Source organism: Atlanticothrix silvestris CENA357, assembly GCF_016056295.1.
Lineage (GTDB): Bacteria > Cyanobacteriota > Cyanobacteriia > Cyanobacteriales > Nostocaceae > Atlanticothrix > Atlanticothrix silvestris.
Map to the genome: position 1 here is coordinate 35,691 of NZ_JAECZB010000102.1, position 20,427 is coordinate 56,117.

The following is a 20,427-nucleotide window of genomic DNA, read 5'->3' on the forward strand; positions in this document are numbered from 1 at the left end:
TCAGGCTTTACATCTGTATCAGATTTTGCGTGAAATGGTATAACTCTGGAAACTCTTTACTCTGCGTTCTCTGTCTTGAAAAGTTTCCTACGGAGGAGCCAGTACGGTAAGGCAGCGCGGTCTTCTTCCAAAGGGAGAGGCTAGCGCCAAGGGGGTTTCCACGCCACTTGCTACAAGTCGGCATAGCCGCCCAACGCAGTGGCTCCTTAGGAGCAACTGGCGCGACGCAGAAGGCACAGAGAGGAAAATATGAAGACTTGTGTGTACACCGTAGCCTGCAAGGAGGAATCACTACGTTGGGCGAGCAATGCCCGACTTGTACCGCTAAAGCGGAACCCGTAGGGTAGCATGTGGCATCAGAAGCTTTAAAACCTTAATTTTTCCTTCGTGGTTTAAGCTATTTAAGCCCCTCTCCGCGTCGGAGAGGGGTTGGGGTGAGGTTCATCGAAATCACGTTAACTACATAGATAGCATCACTGCTAGGGGTACATATTATGAATAGCGTAGCAGGAAAATAGAATCGTGATTTATTGATGATTCCTGCCAAATTGGCACTCCTAAAAGAAGTCTTTGTAACTAAACTATTAGGATATCTACCACATAAAGAATTGTTATCGAGGATGTTTGTTGGCTGGGTCATGAAGTCACAGTCATAGATGGTGTCACTATTGGTCGCGGTAGTGTCATTGGTGTCGGAGCAGTTGTCAATAAAAATATTCCTCCTTACTCCATAGCAGTTGGTGTGCCTGCTAAAGTAATTGGTCAACGAAATCAGTAAACAGTAAACAGTCAACAGTCAACAGTTATCAAGTGTTTTTTGATTGATGACTGATAACTGATGACTGATACTTATCACCATACAAAAAGTCACAAGCATGAAAATTTTAGTCACTGGCACAGAAGGCTATTTAGGTTCCTTATTACCTCCTCTGTTAATCGCACGAGGACATGAAGTTATTGGTGTGGATACTGGTTTCTACAAAGTTGGTTGGCTGTACAACGGCACTGAAGTGACAGCTAAAACTCTCAACAAAGATATCCGCCACATTGCTCCTGAAGAGTTGGCAGGTGTAGAAGCAGTAGTACACATGGCCGAACTTTCCAACGACCCCACCGGACAATTAGCACCTAATATCACATACGAAATTAATCATCTAGGTTCAGTGCGTCTGGCAAACCTAGCTAAAACAATGGGTGTGCGTCGCTTCATATATATGTCTTCGTGCAGTGTCTACGGTGTTGCTACCGCAGGTGATGTCACAGAAGCATCCCCGATTAACCCTCAAACAGCTTACGCAGACTGTAAAACTCTAGTAGAACGAGATGTCAAACTTTTAGCTGATGATGACTTCTCTCCTACCTTTATGCGGAATGCAACTGCCTTTGGTGCTTCCCCCAGGATGCGGTTTGATATTGTTTTAAACAACTTGGCAGGGTTGGCATGGACTACTAAAGAAATCGCAATGACCAGTGATGGTACACCTTGGCGGCCTTTAGTCCATGCACTAGATATTTGCAAGGCAATCGTCTGTGCGGTTGAAGCTCCTCGTGACATCGTACACAACCAAATCTTCAATGTGGGAGATACGGCGAACAACTATCGCGTGAAAGAAATTGCCGAAATTATTGCCAATAGTTTCCCTGGTTGTAAATTGTCTTTTGGAGATAACGGTGCAGACAATCGCAGTTATCGGGTATCCTTCGAGAAAATCAACACTATCCTACCTGGATTCAAGTGTGATTGGAATGCTCAGCTTGGTGCCCAACAACTATTTGAGTTGTTCAATCAAATTGATATGACTGAGGATACTTTCTTATTTAGAGGTTTCACACGATTAAAGCAGCTAGAGTATCTGATTCGGACTCAGCAAATTGACCAAGATTTTTTCTGGAATAAAAAGTAATACACAATAGGGCACAGCAGTGCTGTGCCCCTACGAAGGGTCTGTATTTTATACAATTGAAAACCGTTATATAGCAGGTAATAGAGGACAGATAAGACAAGGTGTGTAATTAATTCTGTTTAGTTACTTAATAAGATATTAGTTTAAAAATGAACAAATTACTGACTATTGCTATACCTACTTATAATCGTGCCGACTTACTTGATAAACAGTTGGCATGGCTAGCTCAAGCTATCAAAGGCTTTGAATCTAATTGTGAAATTTTAGTTTCTGATAATTGTTCTACTGATCACACTCAAGACATTATTAACAAGTGGGAACAACATCTTAACAAAATCACCTTTAAAGTCAATAAAAATCCGGAAAATTTAGGTGTAATGAGAAATATTATGTACTGCCTAAATTCCGCAACTACAAAATACGTTTGGACAATTGGTGATGATGACCCTATTCAGGATAGAGCCGTTGCTTATGTGATCAATAAACTCCAAGAAAATGAGGATTTATCATTATTGTTCCTCAATTTTTCTGGTAGAAATAAAATTACTGGTGAAGCAGTACATCCACCAAAAATAATCGGTAATCGCTGGTTTGATGCTGATATTGAAAATGCTTCTAGTGATGGTAAAACTATATTTGAACACTGTTTTGCTAAAAGTGTCGGTGCTGTCATTTTTCTAACTGCTACTATCTATCGTACTGACTTAGTAAAACGCGCTCTACAATTTTGGCCAGACGCTGCAAATAATTGGATATCTTTAGCATATTTAGCTGGTTATTGTGCTGCTAATGGTAAAGTAATTGTCACAAAAGAGACTTATTTAGAATGTATTGTTGGTGTGAGTTATTGGCAAAAAGAGCCAAAATCTGCACTGTTAATGCAATACCAACACATCCCTGAAGTTATTTTGAAACTCGAAGAGGCTGGATATTCTAAGCAATTTTGTAGGCGGATGCTTTTACATAATTCTAGAGAAGTTAGTCTAAAGGTATTTTTAGGCGCTTTGAGAAGATGGCCTGTTTCTGCGATCAAGACATTAGTTCCTTTTTTAGCTTTAGTCAGTCTTTCGGTTTTTGAAATTGTGGCTTTTAAAGAATTTCAAATTTCTGAAAATACTGAGCCATCACCCCAAGAAATGCAAATTAATCATAGGCGATCGCCTCATACTAAATCGATCATCAAAACAAGGTAGTTATGCCATGCTGAATACTATTAAGAATAAAATATCTGCCCTATCTTCTGATTTTAATTCTGAGCTAGCACGCTTAAAACATAGAAAAAATTTACCTGTGCTGGAAGAACGCGATCGCCTAATTCTTGATACTCTTAAAAAAGATGGCGTTTATGTGACAACACTTACAGATTTGGGATTAAGCTCTACTTCAGAACTGCTCAAGGCTTCTTACTATCAATTGTCCCGGATGGAAAAGGCTAATAACCAACATCTAGAGGAAAAGTGGCCGCAAATTCACACGGTTATGGGCTTACCAGAATTTTCTACCTGGGGAAAAGAGCAAAGACTATTTAACATCATCGAAAATTATATTGGTCTTCCTATTACTTTTCATGGTGTACATTTACGCAAAGATTTTCCTAGTAACAATCAGTTCGGTACACTGCTATGGCATAGCGATGCAGAAGACCGCCGCATTATTAAAATCTTTGTTTACTTGAATGATGTAACCGAGCAAACTGGCCCTTTTGAATATATTCCACGTTCTTTAACTCCCTTATTGAGTTGGAATTATTATCAGCTTTACTACAAACTTTGGCAATCGAGGTATCTGGGTATCAACGATGAAGAGGTAAAAAGAGTTATTCCCAAATCAGCTTGGAAATCCTGTCCAGGCCCAGCAGGTACAGTCATTTTTGTAGATACAAAAAATACTTTGCATCACGGTACAGTACGCACCGAAGAACGGCCATCACTATTCTTTTGTTATACTGCTAACCCTCCCGAAAGACCAGAACTTTGCACCCAATATTGGGATGATACTTATCCCAGAGCAGAATTAATTTCTTCATCTGATATAGAGAAAGTTTCGGTTTAATATCAGTTCATAAAACCTCTTTCTCCTAATCTATAATCAGACTTTTTGCCCATTTATAATCTAGGAAATCCATGATTTTCACCGCAACAGAACTCCAAGACGCATTCATCATTGACTTAGAAGAAAAACCAGACCACCGTGGTTTTTTTGCCCGTGCGTTCTGCGCTCAAGAATTTGAAGCACACGGGCTAAAACCAATAGTTGCCCAATGTAATTTGTCTTTTAACTACAAAAAAGGCACACTGCGAGGAATGCACTATCAACTTACCCCAGCCGCAGAAACAAAATTGATTCGCTGTACTAAAGGCGCTATCTATGACGTAATTATTGATATGCGTCCAGAGTCGCCTACCTTTTTATCACATATTGGCGTAGAACTAACCGCAGACAACCGCCGCGCTTTGTATGTTCCAGAAATGTTCGCTCATGGGTATCAAGCACTCACAGATGAAACTGAAGTTGTCTATCAAGTGGGTGAATTTTACACCCCAGGATATGAACGGGGTCTACGTTATGACGACCCATTTTTTAATATTGAATGGCCTTTAGAAGTAACGGTTATTTCCGAGAAAGATTTGAATTGGCCACTGTTAGAAATGATGCCTGTTGGTAGTTCTGACCCCTTAGAAGTAACTGTTTAATAAAATGGTCAGTGGTCAGTGGCCAGTAGTTAATAGTCAGTAGCAACTAACAACTGACAACTGACAACTAACCCACATAGCGTAAATAAAGGAATTTAAACAATGATTATTATTGATCGCGCCTTACAAGCACGCGCCGCAGCAGGTAATCCCATCAAAGTGGGAATGATTGGTGCTGGTTTTATGGGTAGAGGTATTGCCAATCAAATTATCAATTCCGTTCCGGGGATGGAATTAGTGGCAATCTTCAACCGTCAGATAGATGCAGCTAAACGAGCTTATGCAGAGGCGGGAATCGAAGATATACAAATCGTATCCACTCGCAGCGAATTAGAAGACGCGATCGCCAATGACAAATATGCAGTCACCGAAGATGCAATGTTATTGTGCCAAGCCGCAGGCATCGAAGCAATCATTGAAGTTACAGGCGCAATAGAATTTGGCGCTCATGTTGTCATGGAAGCGATCGCCCATCGCAAACATGTAATTATGATGAACGCCGAACTTGATGGCACAATTGGCCCCATCCTCAAAGTCTATGCCGATAAAGCCGGCGTGATTCTCAGCGCCTGTGATGGCGACCAGCCAGGGGTAGAAATGAATCTTTACCGATTTGTGAAAAGCATTGGTCTGACTCCGCTGTTGTGCGGTAACATTAAAGGACTCCAAGACCCTTATCGTAATCCTACAACCCAAGAAGGATTTGCCAAGCGTTGGGGTCAAAAAGCCCACATGGTGACAAGCTTTGCCGACGGGACAAAAATTTCCTTCGAGCAGGCGATCGTTGCTAATGCCACAGGAATGCAAGTTGCCAAGCGAGGAATGTTGGGATACGACTTTAACGGTCATGTCGATGAGATGACCCAAATGTATGATGTAGAACAACTCCAGCAACTAGGTGGCATCGTCGATTATGTAGTAGGAGCAAAACCAGGCCCCGGTGTATTTGTATATGCTACTCACGATGACCCCAAGCAACGCCATTATCTCAACTTGTACAAATTAGGTGAAGGCCCTCTTTACAGCTTCTATACTCCTTATCATCTTTGTCATTTTGAAGTCCCACTCTCTGTTGCTCGTGCTGTCTTATTTAGTGATGCTGTTCTATCTCCCCTAGCTGGCCCGCTAGTAGATGTAGTCACCACAGCCAAAATTGACCTTAAAGCCGGAGAAACCCTTGATGGAATCGGCTATTACATGACTTATGGTCAATGTGAAAATTCCCCCATCGCTCAAGAGCAACAACTTTTACCAATGGGTTTAGCTGAAGGATGTCGCTTGAAACGAGATATTTCTCAAGATCAAGTCTTAACTTACGATGATGTAGAGTTGCCTGAAGGTAGACTTTGCGACCAACTACGAGCTGAGCAAAACGCTTATTTTGTCCCAGCCAAAATTTTAGCAACAGTTGGTTAGTAGCAAATAATAGGGTGCGTTATGGACATTAGTCCTAACGCACCACAAATCTGATACTAATTCGTAATTCGCTATGACGCGACGCTCCTGCGTCGCTACCGCTTCGCTACCGCGGACTCGCTAACGCTGCGCTAACGTAATTCGTAATTGAAAAAGCCAGACTTAATTTAGCTTTACTGGTTTGAATCTGTTGCCGAATTTTAGAGAAATTGGTATGACATTTCATCATTGCGGCATGAACATAATAAATACAAATACTGATAGTAAATAGCATATAAATTAGAAAAACTCTCAAGTTTAAATACCAGAAACAAGAATCTTTTTATTTATTAATTACGAATTACGAATTAATATAAGTGGTTCTTAAATGAACACTAAAGTTGTTGATAGCAGCTTGCTGGGAAGTGTTCACACAAAATTCAGATAAACTGTGGTTCAAGCTTATGAAAATTGCTCTAGTCCATGATTACTTAACCCAGCGCGGTGGAGCTGAGCGCGTATTTGAATTGCTTTGTAAGCGTTACCCCCAAGCGGATGTTTTCACTTCTTTATATAATCCGCAAAAAACTATTGAGATGGGTGAGCGCATAGTCAAAACAACTTATTTGCAAAAAATTCCTGGTGCAGTCAAGTATTTTCGATTGATGGCTCCCTTTTATTTTCCTGCTTTTCGGGCGCTAGATTTGCAAGACTACGATTTGATTATTAGTAGTAGCACTAGCTTCGCCAAAGCAGTACGAAAACGCCCAGATGCACGGCATATTTGCTTTTGCCATAATGTGACTCGTTTCTTGTGGGATACAGAAACTTATTTAAGGGAATATGGAGACTATAGATATTTTGCTCCTTTAATCGAACACATTTTCCAGTTGATGAGAAATGTAGATCTGAAATATGCTCAGGAACCTGACCTTTATATTGCCAATTCCAGTGTTGTTGCCCGTCGTATTCAAAGTGTTTATGGTAAACAAGCAATTGTAGTTAATTATCCAATTGATACCAGTAACTTTGTTTTTTCCGATCAAAAAGACGAATATTATCTGGCCTCAGCCAGAATGATTAGCTATAAACGTCTTGATATTATAGTTGAGGCTTTTAATTGGTTGGGTTGGCGATTATTAATCTCAGGCGATGGGCCAGAAAAAGAACGGTTAAAATCCAAAGCACTAAAGAATGTTGAATTTTTAGGACATGTGAGCGATCGCCAACGCAAAGACTTGTTTTCTAAAGCAAAATCTATCATAGTCGCAGCTTTAGAAGACTATGGATTAGTACCAGTTGAAGCAAATGCTAGTGGTACACCAGTCATCGCCTACGGAGCAGGTGGAGTATTAGATACTCAAATACACGGAAAAACAGGTGTCTTTTTTAAGAGACAAACACCCGAATCTTTGCAAGCTGCATTACTACAGTCCGGACAAATCGATTGGAATTATGAAAATATTCGTAATCATGCAGTAAACAATTTTTCGGAACCAGTTTTTTTTAATAAGGTTGAGCGAGTTATTAATCAACCTTGTAATGTCAATTAATCGGCTAAAGGATAATAAACGTGGTTCAAACTAGTCTAAATCCTCATATAAATTCCGTTTCTGATTCAGAGCCGAGCTATGGGCAAATGCTTTCGGTGTTGGTTCGGAGATTTCCTTGGTTTGTAGCAGCATTTATTTTTTCAATTGCGATCGCAGCTTTTGTCACTGCTAGAACCAAACCTACTTACAGAAGCTCAATGCAGTTGTTAGTAGAACCTAACTATCAAGGCAAACAAGAAGGAGCTGCTTTAGAAAATCAGTTTACAGAGCCTGATATTCAAATAGACACTGCAACTCAACTTAATCTGATGCAGAGTTCGGGACTCATTCAAAAAGCTGTTGATTTACTTAAGTCTGACTATCCCGACATGACTGTGGCTGATATTAAAAATACTTTGGTCTTAAATCAATTAAGAACAAAACAAGATGATGTAGCCACAAAAATTTTCCAAGTAGACTATACCGATAGAGATCCAGAAAAGACGCAAAAAGTTCTGACTGCCATTCGCCAAGTTTATGTAGACTACAACAAGCAGCAGCAAGATTCGCGTTTACAAAAAGGTCTGCAAGTAATTAGAGAACAATTAAGTAAGGCTAGTGAAGAAGTTAACGCTTCTGAGACTAACTTACAACGGTTCCGCAGAAACCAAAATTTAATCGATCCGGTGTCACAAGCAAAAGCGCTTGAGGATGCTTTGAACAATATTGAGCAGGAGCGCCGTACAACTCGTTCTCTATATGAAGAAGCTTTAGCGCGTCAGAAGTCTTTGCAAGAACAACTTAACCGTTCTCCAAAAAATGCTCTGGTTGCTTCTCGTTTGAGTCAATCGACTCGCTATCAAGGCTTACTAAACGAAATTCAAAAAACAGAGTTGTTACTAGCTCAAGAACGTCTACGCTTCACAGATGCAACTCCGAGCGTACAAAAGCTCGGAGAACAACTCCAAAGTCAAAAAGAATTATTGCAACAAGAGGTAGGTAGGACTTTAGGTATCCAATCTGCTGGTGTATTCGCTTCTAAAATACCTCTTTTAGAACAAGGACAGTTCGGTGAAATCGACCTTAACCTTGCTGGTCAGTTAGTAGAAACCCAGACAACCATAGTTGCTTTAGGTGCACGTGATCAAACTTTAGCTCAGAAAGAAAATCAGCTACGTTTTGAAATCAAACGCTTTCCACCCCTGTTGGCTTACTACAACCGCATCATGCCACAGTTACAATTTAGCCGTGAACGGTTAGAGCAATTGTTGAGAGCAGAACAGCAATTGCGCCAAGAACTAGCCAAAGGTGGATTTAATTGGGAAGTTGTAGAAGAACCTCAAAAAGGCGAACAGTTGGGGCCTAATCTTCAACAGAACCTCTTATTAGGCGCAGTAGTCGGGTTAATGTTGGGAGGCGTTGCTGCCTTCATTCGAGAAGCGTCTGATGATTCTGTTCATACCACTGCTGAATTAGAGAAGCAGTTTGCTTTACCTTTGTTGGGAACAACTCCTAAACTGCCACCTGCTAAAACCAGAGAATCAGTTATCCAGTTGCCTTTTGGTAAGCCAGAAGTGCTGGCTCCCTGGACAATTGAAGTATTGCAATCTCCACCGCGTTGGGAATCACTGGATCTGATTTACAAAAATATTGAGTTGCTAAATTCTGTTGCTAGCTTAAAATCTTTGATGATTACCTCGGCTTTAACCGATGATGGTAAGTCAGCTTTGGCATTGGGTTTAGCCATGAGTGCGGCGCGTTTACACAAAAAGGTACTATTGATTGATGCCAATTTACGCGATCCCAGTCTCCATGAACAGCTCAATTTGCCTAATGAGCAGGGGCTTTCAACTCTTTTGGCAAGTGATATTACCCTCCCCAATCAAATCGGGGTTCAATCTTCCGGCTCAGCCTACATCGATATTTTGACCGCTGGGCCTAAGCCTGCTGACCCAGCAAATCTTTTGAGTTCCCCACGCATGATGCAATTGATGGCAGCATTTGAAGAGAACTATGATTTGGTACTCATCGATGCTTCTCCAGTTCTCGGTTTGGTAGATGCGATGCTCACTGCCTCCTCTTGCCGGAGTGTGGTTATGGTCGCCAGCATTGGTATAGTGACTCGCACCCAGCTTTCCCAAGCTACAGCCATGCTCAGCAAGTTAAATTTAATTGGGGTTGTGGCTAACGGAGTTTCAAACTCTAGTAGTACTTATGTACCATACCCTAAGAAGCAATACCAATTAGCTCTACAACAAGCAGTGGAAAAGTAAGTAGATTTTTACCATCAGACTCTCAATTTGGATTGTGCGATCGCATTTTAACGAGTGCGATCGCACATATATTTTATAGAGGAATTTTCCAGTAACAATCTATAGAGATAGAATTGCCTCAAAAATTATGAATTTTAGTTAGATAAAATACATAGTTGCGTTTGATTTAAATCATGTGCTTTTGAGAAAAAAATTAGTTAATTGAGTTGGCAAAAATGTTTGTAATAATTAAACTTTTTTATGGTTAAAATTAATTGTGCAATCACCCTTTATAATTAAGTATGTTCACGAGACCTTTATAATTAGCTAGTAAAAGCCACGGCTCTTTAAAGAGTAAATAAAGAATCTATTTCAGCATATAGTCACTTCTACAGAGTCTTATATCCTAGATATTGAAACTCCTCCCAAACAGTTAAACAACAAGAGTGGACTGGTTCTATTAGTTTTATCTAAACAAGAAGTAGGCAGGCGCAATTAAACATAGACATGGAGTTACCAAGTAATAGAGTAATGGGGCGACTTGACTCTGCATCTCCCCACTATTACTGACTCCTTCAGAGAAACCCCCTGTTTCCCCACAAGTTTTCCATAAATGTTAATTGCTACCCATCTACTCATTATTTTTGTCGTTGCTACATCTTGAAACAACAGAAACTCCAAAGATGTGTACTTGCCATTTAGGCAGGTTAAAAAGGTATATTTGGGCACGCAATTATCTACAGTTTTTGGAAACCAAACAGGATTCAAAACGGAGTCTTTGGCATTAATAGGCTTTGATATCAACCAGCAATTTCCTATTGTGTAAATCTCAAGGAATATGACAATTTCAATAATTCGCACTCTACAGAATTACTATACAGCGCCCCAACAACCCCAAGATCATCGTTCTCCATATTGCACACTCCAGTGGCGGCGGGGTCAGTTGTTGGTGAAGTCTACAACTCAAGCAAAACAGCCATATTTACCTTCTGTAGATAACGAGCAATTGTTAATAGAATGTTTGAAACATTCACCTGTAACTTTAGTAAGTATAGATCCAAAACTTGGTGAGGCTTGGTTGCGGTTTTGGGCTGACGCATGTGAACAAGCTCATAAACCAATGTTCCTCCGCATACCTTCAGGTAAAAAATTGCCCAAACAAGGTAGCCAATCTTTGAGGTGGTTGCAAAGATTAATTGATTTGATTTTAGCTTTCGTGTTGTTGCTGTTAATGAGTCCAATAATCCTGGGATTAATGATGCTGATGCAAATTAAATCATCAGGATCAATGTTCTCCCGTGACTGGCATGTAGGCGAACGAGGTAGACTCTTTCGAGCAATCAAGTTTAATACAAAAGCGAAGCACAATATCACACCCCTAGGGCGTTGGATGCGTAAATATGGCTTGGACAATTTACCACAGCTATTCAATGTGCTACGGGGTGAAATGAGTTTGATCAGTTCTTGTTGTTGGACTTTAGAAGATGCAATACATCTTGGCTTAGTCGGACAAAGACAACTCAATAAACTACCAGTAATTACAAGTTCATGGGATGTACAAACAGATGCTAATCTGTTGCATTTGGATAGCCAAACACTATAATCTACCGCCGAGATATTGCATTTTTTGTGAGGGATGTCATCTAAATTTCGAAGGATAAAGGATAAAATCATTTGTATTTCATAAATACAAATGATCATCCTAACTAGCTAACTTTATTTGTAGTCAGCTAATTATCTGTAGCCACTTACCTGAATTACCTAAGCTTGTTAAAGAATACCCATGAATTTTCAAATTTCTCAACCACTCCGTAATCAATTTAGAGCTACTAATTTTTGGCAAAAAAACTATTTGATATTGCGAGAATTTAAGCATTTCCGAAAAGTTACTATTTTAGCATTAATATTTTCATTTTTAGCAGCAACTTTTGAAGGTTTTAGTATCGGTTTTTTACTGTCATTTTTACAAAGCTTAACTAATCCTGATGCTGCACCCGTTCGGACAGGATTAGAGTGGTTTGATGTTTTGATTTTAGCCGCTAATACTTCAGCAATTAATCGATTATACCGTATATCTTTTTTAATTTTATTGAGTACCTGGATGCGTGCTGGTTTCAACTATTTAGCCCAGGTATACACAGAAATAACTCAATTACATTTAGCCGATCGCCTGCGTAAACAAATTTTTGAACAGTTGCAATCACTACCACTCAGCTACTTTATTCAAACTCGTTCTGGCGAACTGATTAATACGATTACTACAGAAATTGAAAGAATTAAGCAGTGGTTTAGCGGCACAGCCTTTTTAATGACTAGAGCCATGACAGCTACTGTCTATTTTATCTCAATGTTCTTGCTATCATGGCAGCTTTCAATTGCTTCTTTATTACTATTTACCCTTGTAGGAGTAGGATTATCAACACTAAATTCTAGAGCTAGAGAAACAAGTTTTAGTACTTCCATTGCTAATGGTCACTTTACCTCAACAGCAATAGAATTTATTAATAGCATCAGAACAGTACAAGCATTCGGTACTCAAGACTTTGAACGGCAGCGTTTTTATAATGCTAGTGATAAAGTAGTTAGCACTTCTACTAAGGTTGTATTAACATGGGCACTGGTCAGACCTCTAGCTGAAGCTATAGCTAGTACGATTTTGATTGGTATGATTGTTTTTGCGTTTACTGTTTTTGTAGTCAATGGAACATTACAAGTAGCTTCTTTATTGACATTCTTCTTTGTACTATTTCGGGTCGTCCCAATCGTCCAAGATATTAATGGTACTAGGGCGCACTTGAGTACACTACAAGGAGCAGCCGATAATATTAAGGAATTGGTGAGAACTGATAACAAATATTATTTACCAAACGGTAGACTTCAATTTACAGGATTCAAACATTCAATTGATATAGTATCTGTAGATTTTGGTTACAATGCCAGTAATTTAGTCTTAAATAACATTACCCTGAGCATTGAAAATGGTAAGACAACAGCGCTAGTCGGAGCAACTGGTGCAGGTAAAAGTACACTCATAGATTTAATTCCCCGCTTTTACGATCCTATAGAAGGTAATGTTTTAATTGATGGATTTGATGTGCGGGAATTTGAAATCAGCTCACTACGAAGCAAAATTGCTGTTGTTAGTCAAGATACATTTATTTTCAACACTTCCGTTTGGAATAATATTGCTTACGGTACACCAGGGGCACATGGATCGGCAATTCGAGAAGCTGCTCGATTAGCAAATGCCCTAGAATTTATTCAAGAAATGCCCGAAGGCTTTAATACACAACTCGGAGATCGGGGTATGCGGTTATCTGGAGGACAACGCCAGCGGATTGCGATCGCTCGTGCTTTGCTACGTGATCCAGAAATTCTGATTTTGGATGAAGCCACCAGCGCCTTAGATTCTGTAACTGAGCGTTTAATTCAAGAGTCTTTAGAAAAACTAGCTGTAGGTCGGACAGTAATTGCGATCGCTCACCGTCTTTCTACCATTGCCAAAGCAGATAAAGTTGTAGTTCTAGAACAGGGACGGATAGTAGAACAAGGTAACTATCAAGAACTATTGGAATTGCAAGGGAAGCTTTGGAAATATCACCAAATGCAATACGAAATGGGTCAAGCAGGATAAAAACTCTATCCACAAGTGAGTTTTGTTAGTGGTTAGTGGTCAGTAGTTAGTGGTTAGTAGTGAGAAAGCGCGGTGCTTATGGCATTGGGGTATTAAACCAGATCAAAAAGAACACTTCTCTTCTCTACGAGAGGCTACGCCCTAAGCGTAGCTATGCCGCAGGCTTTACGAGACGCTCCGCGAACGACAAGCTCAGTGCATCGCTGATACTAACAACTGACAACTGACAACTAACAACTGACAACTGACAACTGACAACTGACAACTAACAACTAACAACTAACAAATTTATAATTTTTGAGGAAAAATCAATGGTAAATGTAGGCTACCATACCGCCAAAATCCAAGGAAAAGCTAATCGTCATATATACAAAGCAGCGCTGAACCAAATAGTTAGTTTTCCTATCAAAGCAACTCAAAAAATTCCAATAAGCGTCTATGCTTTATCTTGTGAGCGTGACTTACCAGAACAAGTAGCAAGTATTCGTTCATTTATTCGTCACGTTGGCATTCCCAAAACATTTACTGTCATCTCTGATGGTAGCTACACCGAATCCAGCTGTAATTTATTGCGCCGTATTCATCCTTGTGTTGAAGTGATACCTTTAACAAAAATGCTGAGGGCGGATTTGCCTCAATGCGTTTGGGATTATGCCCAGCTACATCCAATGGGTAAAAAATTATCTGCATTAATGTCAATTCCTGTGAATGGTGCAACTATCTACACAGACTCAGATATTTTATTTTTTCCCGGAGGACTTGACTTAGTTGGTGTAAGTAGTTCAGATGATAAATACTCTCGTTATCTACCTGATTGTTCTATTTCCCTTGATCAACGTCTGATTTACAACGACTCTGAAAAGTTGAATCCAGTCAACGGAGGATTTATTTTATTTAAGCAAGAACTAGATTGGAGTTTTGCGATAGAACGTTTGGCTAATCTTCAAGAACCTCCGATTTATTTTACAGAGCAAACAATTGTACATTTAACAATTCACCACAATCATGGTGTACCTCTGTGTTCTCATAAATATGTTCTTAGTGTAGAAGATCAGTTTATTTATCTAGATAAACTTGCCAAAAAAGAAATCAGTTTAAGACATTATGTCAGTGACGTTAGGCATAAATTTTGGTTGAGTGTAGGTAAATAAATCATAAAGAAGCAAAAAATTAAGTTAAATATGAATAATTCAGTAGTTGATACAAAAATGATCTATCACTGTTCTCAAGCTGACATTACAGGAGGTGGCGGCATTGAAACTTATGTAGCTTCTTTAGTGCTTTCGCATATTCCTGGCGTGAGCAATCGCATCATTACTGATTTGAAAAGTGTCGATCAAAGTCAGTTTCAGTTGCTTCACCTCCACGATTTAGAAATGTTAATGGATTTGCGTTCAGAGTGTCCGGCAATATTTACTCTGCACAATCACTCTATTTACTGCCCTAGTGGCACAAAATATTTAGCAGATCGCGGTAAACTTTGCGATCGCTCAATGAATCTTCTAGGATGTGCTTGGGGACATTTAATAGACGGCTGTGGTAGTCGCCGTCCACAAAATATTCTTCAAAATTGGGAGAATGCTTCCCATCCTCTAGAGACACTCAAAAAACTGCAAATTCCGGTGATTGCTAATAGTGATTATGTGCGTCAGCAAATTATTAGTAGTGGTCTATCACCTGAACGGGTGGTAACACTCCGCTGTGGCGTTCAACCACCAAAAAGCGCTACTGCACCTTTAAATCGGGAAATTCATCAAAATCAGCGAATTTTGTTTGCTGGTCGCATTGTTCCTTACAAAGGCATTGAATGGCTAATCAAAGCCTTAGCAAAAACCGACCCACGAATCCATCTCGATATTGCTGGCGATGGTTGGGGTAAACCCAACATGGAAAAATTAGCACATCAGATGGGGTTAAGCGATCGCATTACTTGGCATGGTTGGTGCGATGGTGACAAATTAGCTGCACTTTATCAACAGTGCTTGGCGGTAGTGTTTCCTAGCCTTTGGCCTGAACCCGCAGGTCTTGTAACTCTAGAAGCCTATGCTCACTATCGACCAATAATTGCTAGCGCAGTCGGCGGTATTCCTGAACATGTGCGAGATGGTGAAACAGGCATTTTAGTCCCCCTTAATAGTATTCAAAAGCTAGCTGCTGCCATCAACGAATTAGCAAAAAATTATCAAAAAAGCCGACTGATGGGTGAACAAGCTCAAGCTTGGTTCCAGCAAGAGTTTACTATTGATGTTCACGTCCAACGGCTGGAAAAAATTTACGCTAAAACTATCGCAGATTTTCATGGTAAAACTTCTGATGCTAGTTATTTAAATTCTTGCTTTAGATAGCAATTTCAATGCATCCATGAAATTCATACCTGATTTTATTGGTTTAATTAATAGTTCGTATATTCCAGAAAAATACTAAATTCAAAAATATGATTACTGATTGGAATGACACAATATATTTTTATTGTGACCCCAGAATAGGAATACCCCAAGGAGATAAATTTCAACATTTATTAATTTGTTTAGTAGAAGGTTTCCGGGAACTTGGAATACCATTTTTTTCAAATGTCAATTACTGGCAGGAGTCACCTGAAAAAACAGAATATCTTTTTAATCACCATCCTGATATCACTGCTGATGATTGTTCTATCGTAGTATTAACTAATAATTGGTTTAATATAAAATACCCTTTACCACCTACCTTATTTCATCCCCAACGTCAATATAAAACTGTATACCTAGATGGAGATGACAGTGATAAAACATACATTGAAAAACCAGAATTTAGACAATTTGATTTCATTTTTAGAAATCATTTTAATAAAAAATTAAATTATGGTAATAACTTCTACCCTTGGTCTTTTGGTCTGAGCAATCGTATATTGCAAGAAGTTAATGCTGCACCAAATTTTCAACAGAGAAAAAGACAAATATTGATTAATTTCCGACATTGGAAATCTGGTCATCCAGTCAGAAATATTAGTTGTAGCTCATTTATGCCTCACATTAGTAAAATACTACAAATCGATAATAGTGTAGATAATCCTCATAACCTTTCAACAGATTCTTATCATTATCTACAATGGTTGCAAACAGGCGGTCGCCACTACCCGACCTATTATAAACGTCTCCAAGATTCAATGGCATGTGCTTGCTTTGGAGGATTTTTTGTTCCTTCTTGGCCTAATAACCCAGGTAATTTAATTAATCGGAGTGGCAAACATCTTTTGAGTCGTCTGAGATTAAAGACCAAAACAATTGTGCAATGGGATAGTTGGCGATTTTGGGAGTCATTAGCAGCTGGATGCGCTACCTTTCATGTAGATTTTGAGAAATATGGTATCTCTCTACCTGTAATGCCACAGAATTGGCAGCATTATATCGGCATAGATTTAGATAATGTCCAAGCAGCCATAGATAAAATAGCTGATGACCCAGAAATTTTAGAAAGAGTTGCTATTCAAGGTAGACTTTGGGCACTAGAACACTACAGTCCTGTACCTACAGCATTACGCTTTTTAGAGACGATTTCTCAAGCGAAAATTACTGATGCTTCCAAAGTAGAAACTGTGAGTAAAGTGTAAAAAACATCTGCCAAATTCTCTACCAATCAATCTCAAAATATAATTAATGGTATCTATGTCAAACAACGTACAATTATCAGAGCCACTAGTCAGTGTTGTTATACCTACTTATAATCGACCAGAGTATCTCAAGCAGGCGATCGCTAGCGCTGTTAAACAAACTTATCAAAATATTGAAATTATTGTTTCTGATAACTGTAGTCTGGAAAATCCTCAAGCAATTGTCGAATCTTTCCAAGATCCACGCATCAAATTTTGGCGACAACAGCAAAATATTGGGATGCTTGCTAATCAAATGTCCGCTTTTAATATGGCACAGGGTAAATACCTTGCCAGTCTCCATGATGATGATATGTGGAACGAGGATTTTTTAGCTAAGCTTGTACCACATTTAGAAGCAGATTCTAGATTAATTTTAGCTTTTTGTGACCAGTACATCATTGATGCAAAGAGCAAAATTAATTATGCCGCAACTGAAGAAAATACACGATCTTACAAGCGAGATACACTTGCACAAGGAATTTATCAAAATTTTTGCCAAATAGGTTTAGTTGATAAAAGCATACCAGCCGCAGCAGCTTGTGTGATTCGTAATGATTTTATTGATTGGGATAGTATTCCTTCAGAAGTTGGTGGCATGTGGGATTTATATTTAACCTACCTATGTTGTGTATCTGGCCGCGGCGCTTACTATTATCCCGAAAGATTAACGCGTTATCGCAATCATGAACAAACTGATACCATGCTCAGTGGTAGCCGTAATGTTCAAGCAAAAATTCGCAAAGCTAAAAGTGAAATGTTTTGCTACCAAATATTTGCTGAGGATCTACGTTTAAGAAAATTTAGACCATATTTTCAGCAAAAGTATTTGGAAGCTCATACAACTTTAGGAATTGGTTTACTACGCAATAAACAAATAGCAGCAGCACGCCCTTATCTTTGGCAAGCATTAAGTCAACAAAAATTTAATTTACGAACTTTAGTGGCTCTGACTATTAGTTTTACACCGCAACTATTAGCCAATCAATTTCTGGGAGTATCAAAAAATATATAGAGTTTTGTCAGTGGTTAGTGGTTAGTGGTTAGTGGTCAGTGGTTAGTGGTTAGTGGTTAGTGGTTAGTGGTTAGTGGTTAGTGGTCAGTGGTTAGTGGTTAGTGGTCAGTAGCAAAAATTTTTTAAGATTACACATAAAAAATTATGAAATTTTTGAAGGTTTTTAATTTGGAAGTCTCTTAAAACAACTGACAACTAACAACTGACAACTAACAACTGACAACTAACCCGCGTAGCGTTCAACCCTAAGATATTTAAGGTAGGTGATGTGTGAAACTTTGTATTGTTACCCATAAAGTTCAAAAAGGCGATGGTCAAGGTAGAGTTAACTATGAAGTTGCTCAAGAAGCAATTCGTCGCGGTCATCATCTCACATTAATAGCAAGTAATGTAGCACCAGAGTTAGAACAAAATAGTCAGATGAACTGGATTAAAATTCCAGTTCAAGGTTATCCTACTGAATTTATTCGTAACTTTGTATTTGCTCAAAAAAGTACCAATTGGTTACATCAACATTGCTCTGAGTTTGATTTAGTAAAAGTCAACGGAGCAATTACTACAGTGGCTGCCGATGTCAACGCTGTACATTTTGTTCATAGTTCTTGGCTGCGATGTCTGACGACAAGCCGCTTTACGTCTACGCCTGCTCATATTTCCCACCTCCACCGCGAGGTTTACGGTTTTTACCAGTGGATATATACAGTTTTAAATGCTCATTGGGAAAAACGAGCTTTCCAAAAAGCAAAAATCGTTGTGGCGGTATCTGAAAAAGTTGCCGAAGAATTAGTCAACATTGGTGTGCCTCGTTCTGGCATTCGCGTGATTGTCAATGGTGTTGATTTACAAGAATTTACCCCTGGTTTAGCCGATCGCCAAAAGTTAGGTCTACCGGAAGATGTAACTTTAGCTTTATTTGCCGGAGATATCCGTACACCGAGGAAGAACTTAGATACGGTGTTACACGCCTTGGCGAAAGTTCCCCATTTACATTTAGCAGTAGTCGGGAGTACTGAAGACAGCACCTTTCCCCAATTAGCAGCCTCTCTGGGGTTAAGCGATCGCGTGCATTTTTTAGGATATCGTCGTGATATTGCCGAGATTATGCGAGCAAGCGATTTATTTGTCTTTCCATCGCGTTATGAACCTTTTGGACTAGTGGTGATAGAAGCGATGGCTTCAGGTTTACCAGTTATTACTGCTACAACGACGGGTGCTGCTGATATTGTGACTCCAGCGTGTGGCATTGTTTTACCTGACTGTAACAATGTTGATACTTTGGCACAGGCGCTCAAATTATTAAACAGCGATCGCTCACTAATGCAACAAATGGGTAAAGCAGCGCGCTTAGTTGCAGAACAGTATAGCTGGAAAACTATGGCACAAACTTATATGGATCTATTTGAGGAGTTAATCAAGCATGAGAAACACTGTGCTAATACCAACTTATCGCCGTCCTCTAGATCTATCACGCTGCCTTTTGGCGCTACAGGTACAAACTAAACCTGTTGATCAGGTGATAGTGGTTGTCCGCGATACAGATATTGAAACTTGGCAATTCCTTGACCAATTCAAATCACACAATCTGCCACTGCATACTGTCAAGGTGACACAACCGGGAGTTGTCGCCGCCCTTAACGCTGGACTATCAGCAGTAAAAGGAGATATCGTTTCGATTACCGATGATGATGCTGCACCCCATCCTGATTGGTTAGAAAAAATTACTGCTCACTTTCATTCTGATAGTTGCATTGGTGGAGTGGGTGGACGCGATTGGATATACCAAAGCAATAAATTAGAAAACGGCTCCTGTCAGGTAGTAGGTAAGTTGCAGTGGTTTGGCCGCGTGATTGGCAACCATCACCTAGGAATAGGAGAACCTCGCGAAGTCGATGTTCTTAAAGGCGTGAACATGAGTTTTCGTACCCAGGCGTTGGCAAAACCTGCCCAAAACATCGGACAATTACGCTTTGATGAGCGAATGCGGGGTACAGGAGCGCAAGTACACTTTGAAATGGCATTTACTTTGCTTTTGAAACGATCTGGCTGGAAGATGATTTATGATCCCAGCGTTGCTGTCGATCACTATCCAGCACAACGTTTCGATGAAGATCAGCGTCATAATTTTAATGAAATTGCCTTTATTAATTTAGTTCATAATGAAACTCTAGCTTTACTAGAGTATCTGCCACCTTTACGTCGGTTTGTATTTTTGCTCTGGGCCATATTAGTAGGAACAAGAGATAGTTTTGGCTTAGTACAATGGCTGAGACTTTTACCCAGCCAAGGCCAACTAGCAACTAAAAAATGTCTAGCATCTTGGCGTGGGCGTTGGCAAGGATGGCAGACATATAAACAATTAAAAATTCAAAATTAG

16 protein-coding genes and 1 pseudogene are annotated in these 20,427 nt (G+C 39.5%); all 17 read left to right on the plus strand.

The features are described 5' to 3' along the window. Window positions 1-167: 167 nt before the first annotated feature. The 17 genes and pseudogenes from I8751_RS26885 (at window position 168) to I8751_RS26965 (ending at window position 20,427) form a co-directional block, all read left to right on the plus strand. A complete protein-coding gene (locus I8751_RS26885) occupies window positions 168-347 on the plus strand; it encodes a hypothetical protein (RefSeq protein WP_214442143.1) in 180 nt (59 codons plus the stop codon). Between the two features lie 260 nt (window positions 348-607). Beyond that, a pseudogene (locus I8751_RS26890) lies at window positions 608-778 on the plus strand (acyltransferase); the annotation flags it as partial. 97 nt (window positions 779-875) lie between these two features. Then, entirely contained in the window at window positions 876-1,904 is a 1,029-nt protein-coding gene (locus I8751_RS26895; RefSeq protein ID WP_214442144.1) for an NAD-dependent epimerase/dehydratase family protein, read from the plus strand. A 149-nt stretch (window positions 1,905-2,053) separates the two neighbouring features. Further along, window positions 2,054-3,097 (plus strand): glycosyltransferase family 2 protein, encoded by a 1,044-nt coding sequence (locus I8751_RS26900; RefSeq protein ID WP_214442145.1) that lies wholly within the window; start codon window positions 2,054-2,056, stop codon window positions 3,095-3,097. Window positions 3,098-3,104: 7 nt separating this feature from the next. Next, window positions 3,105-3,956, plus strand: coding sequence for a phytanoyl-CoA dioxygenase family protein (locus tag I8751_RS26905; protein WP_214442146.1), 852 nt, complete (start codon window positions 3,105-3,107; stop codon window positions 3,954-3,956). 71 nt (window positions 3,957-4,027) lie between these two features. After that, the gene (gene rfbC / locus I8751_RS26910) at window positions 4,028-4,597 is read left to right on the plus strand and encodes a dTDP-4-dehydrorhamnose 3,5-epimerase (RefSeq protein WP_214442147.1); all 570 of its coding nucleotides are present in this window, start codon (window positions 4,028-4,030) and stop codon (window positions 4,595-4,597) included. A 102-nt stretch (window positions 4,598-4,699) separates the two neighbouring features. Next, window positions 4,700-6,013: an NAD(P)H-dependent oxidoreductase gene (locus I8751_RS26915; RefSeq protein ID WP_214442148.1), complete on the plus strand. Its 1,314-nt coding sequence runs from the start codon at window positions 4,700-4,702 to the stop codon at window positions 6,011-6,013. 443 nt (window positions 6,014-6,456) lie between these two features. Then, window positions 6,457-7,545 carry a glycosyltransferase gene (locus tag I8751_RS26920; protein WP_214442149.1) on the plus strand — a complete coding sequence of 363 codons (1,089 nt, stop codon included), beginning with the start codon at window positions 6,457-6,459 and terminating at the stop codon, window positions 7,543-7,545. Window positions 7,546-7,565: 20 nt separating this feature from the next. Then, window positions 7,566-9,797 (plus strand): GumC family protein, encoded by a 2,232-nt coding sequence (locus I8751_RS26925; protein ID WP_214442150.1) that lies wholly within the window; start codon window positions 7,566-7,568, stop codon window positions 9,795-9,797. Between the two features lie 817 nt (window positions 9,798-10,614). Beyond that, window positions 10,615-11,379, plus strand: coding sequence for a heterocyst development glycosyltransferase HepC (hepC, locus tag I8751_RS26930; RefSeq protein ID WP_214442151.1), 765 nt, complete (start codon window positions 10,615-10,617; stop codon window positions 11,377-11,379). Window positions 11,380-11,559: 180 nt separating this feature from the next. Then, entirely contained in the window at window positions 11,560-13,410 is a 1,851-nt protein-coding gene (gene hepA / locus I8751_RS26935; protein WP_214442152.1) for a heterocyst formation ABC transporter subunit HepA, read from the plus strand. Between the two features lie 311 nt (window positions 13,411-13,721). Next, window positions 13,722-14,561, plus strand: coding sequence for a hypothetical protein (locus I8751_RS26940; RefSeq protein ID WP_214442153.1), 840 nt, complete (start codon window positions 13,722-13,724; stop codon window positions 14,559-14,561). Between the two features lie 30 nt (window positions 14,562-14,591). Next, window positions 14,592-15,755: a glycosyltransferase family 4 protein gene (locus tag I8751_RS26945; RefSeq protein WP_214442154.1), complete on the plus strand. Its 1,164-nt coding sequence runs from the start codon at window positions 14,592-14,594 to the stop codon at window positions 15,753-15,755. A gap of 89 nt (window positions 15,756-15,844) precedes the next feature. Beyond that, complete coding sequence (locus I8751_RS26950) at window positions 15,845-16,999, plus strand: glycosyltransferase family 1 protein (RefSeq protein WP_214442155.1); 1,155 nt, start codon at window positions 15,845-15,847, stop codon at window positions 16,997-16,999. Between the two features lie 55 nt (window positions 17,000-17,054). Further along, complete coding sequence (locus tag I8751_RS26955; RefSeq protein ID WP_214442156.1) at window positions 17,055-18,053, plus strand: glycosyltransferase family 2 protein; 999 nt, start codon at window positions 17,055-17,057, stop codon at window positions 18,051-18,053. A 270-nt stretch (window positions 18,054-18,323) separates the two neighbouring features. After that, on the plus strand, window positions 18,324-19,553 hold the full coding sequence (locus I8751_RS26960) for a glycosyltransferase family 4 protein (protein ID WP_214442157.1): 1,230 nt from the start codon (window positions 18,324-18,326) through the stop codon (window positions 19,551-19,553). Next, window positions 19,471-20,427: a glycosyltransferase gene (locus I8751_RS26965; protein WP_214442158.1), complete on the plus strand. Its 957-nt coding sequence runs from the start codon at window positions 19,471-19,473 to the stop codon at window positions 20,425-20,427. The genes I8751_RS26960 and I8751_RS26965 overlap by 83 nt, the downstream gene beginning before the upstream one ends.